This is a genomic window from Nostoc sp. (assembly GCF_036916655.1).
In the GTDB taxonomy this organism is placed as follows: domain Bacteria; phylum Cyanobacteriota; class Cyanobacteriia; order Cyanobacteriales; family Nostocaceae; genus Nostoc.
Genome location: NZ_JBALFY010000083.1, coordinates 1 through 2,275 on the forward strand (window position 1 = coordinate 1; position 2,275 = coordinate 2,275).

The window sequence follows — 2,275 nt, forward strand, 5'->3', positions numbered from 1 at the left end:
ACTCGTCTGCAAACTTAACCCAAAGAATAGCCACTGCCCCAGGTATGCGTTCTGTGTAAGGCTCACCATCAGCTATCCCAATAGCCTCACCAAGCTGGGAGACTAACTCACTGTAGAAGTCCCCAGCGCTATCTAGCCCAAGGTGCATTTTGAGCTTCAGCCCCAACTAGCCTTGTGAAGGAAGACTTTCAAGCTCATCTAATGTTTGGGGGATTGATTGCGATATGTCAGTGAGTGGTGTAGGCGAGCGCCTGACTAGCTGTTTAATGAATTGTCGAAAACTCTGGGAATAATAAATATCACTAAGGCTGACACACGCATAGCTATTAGTTTAAGTTTTAGCTTGATTTTAGATGCGACTGAGCGTATGAATGATTGCAAATCTCTCAATGACTCCTTTGACAAGGAAAACTTCTCGCTGGCTTTTCTGCTGCGGATGATCAACGGTATATCTGACCCAATTTTTGTCAAAAACCACCAACATCAGTGGATACTAGTTAACAATGCCTTCTGTAATTTCATCGGGCATAGCCAAGAAGAATTAATTGGCAAGTCTGACTATGATCTCTTTCCCAAAGCGGAAGCCGATGTGTTTTGGGAAAAAGATGAACTGGTTTTCACTACAGGCATAACTGATGAAAATGAGGAATTTTTTACAGACTCCTATGGCGTAACACACTTAAGCCTGACCAAAAAATGTTTGTTTGAAGATGAGCTAGGTAATCATTTCTTAGTTGGGACTATTCGTGATTTCACACAGCAAAAGCGGGTAGAAGCTGCCCTGCGCCGTAGTAATGCTGTGCTGCAAGCTCAACAAGAAGCTTCAATCGACGGCATTCTGATTATTGATGAAAATCGTCAAATTGCATCATACAATCAACATTTCTCCTATTTATGGCAAATTCCTGCGGCAATAATCCAGACTGGTTCAGACTGGCAACTCCTAGAATGTGTCCTAGACCTACTAGAAAATCCAGCAGAATTTCTCGCTCAAGTCGAATATCTGTATCAGCATCCAGAGAAAAACAGCCGTGATGAAATTGTGCTAAAGGATGGACGGACGTTAGATCGTTATTCTGCGGCAGTGCGCTCGCCGACTGGAGATTGTTACGGCAGAATTTGGTATTTCCGAGATATCACAGAACGTAAACAAGCAGAAGCAGACCTCCGACAGCAAGCACAAGAACTAGAAACAGCATTATACAAACTACAAAACACCCAAACTCAGTTAATTCAAAGCGAAAAAATGTCCAGTTTGGGTCAACTAGTTGCAGGTGTGGCACACGAAATCAACAACCCACTTAGCTTTATTTACGGCAACCTGAACCCGGCTGATGAATACACCCAAAATTTATTTTCACTGTTAGATATCTACCAAAAACATTATCCCCAATCAGTCAAGGCAATTGATGAGTTTGCAGATTTAATTGAACTAGATTTCTTAAGGTCAGACTTACCCAAATTATTCCAATCGATGATCATGGGAACAGAGCGGATTCGAGAGATTGTACAATCATTGCGGACTTTCTCACGCTTAGATGAAGCGGAAATGAAAAAGGTTGATATTCATCAGGGAATTGATAGTACGATAATGATCATCCAAAGCCGCCTCAAGGCTACTGACAAGCGCCCGAAAATTGAGTTGTTCAAAGAATACGGCAACCTTCCCTTGATTGAATGTTATACTGGGCAGTTAAACCAAGTATTTCTGAATATTTTAGTGAATGCTATCGATGCTTTAGAAGATTCATTGGTTACAAGTCGGTGGGCAACAAAAAAACACAATTTAACGGATAATCCCCGAATTTATATTCGTACCCAATTACTAGCGCCAAATCAAGTCACAATTCGCATTGCCGACAACGGACTGGGAATACCAGAAGATGCTTTCAAGCAAATATTTAATCCCTTTTTTACGACCAAGCCCGTTGGACGAGGTACGGGGATGGGGCTGGCTATTAGTCACCAAATTATCACAGAAAGGCATGGCGGTTCTCTAGAATGCATTTCGCAACTAGGAGTTGGTGCTGAGTTTATCATTTGCATTCCCCTCATTCAACAACGTCAGGAAGTTGGGGATCTTGTTTGTGACAAATGATTTGGGATTGCGATATCAGCATAGTAATGTTTTAGAATCTGGATAGAAGCAAAATATTTTTCCTACAGTTCCTCCTGGCAATATTACAGCTATGACTTCAAGTGCGTACTTTAGCTAAAACATTAAAGCTGTAGCCCTTATCATACATAGCTTAGAGCTTTTCTTAGTGCCATTCGA

1 protein-coding gene is annotated in these 2,275 nt (G+C 41.6%); it reads left to right on the forward strand.

The features are described from left to right. Window positions 1-367: 367 nt before the first annotated feature. On the forward strand, window positions 368-2,098 hold the full coding sequence (locus tag V7L31_RS23230; protein WP_334698447.1) for a PAS domain-containing sensor histidine kinase: 1,731 nt from the start codon (window positions 368-370) through the stop codon (window positions 2,096-2,098). The last annotated feature ends 177 nt before the right edge of the window (window positions 2,099-2,275 follow it).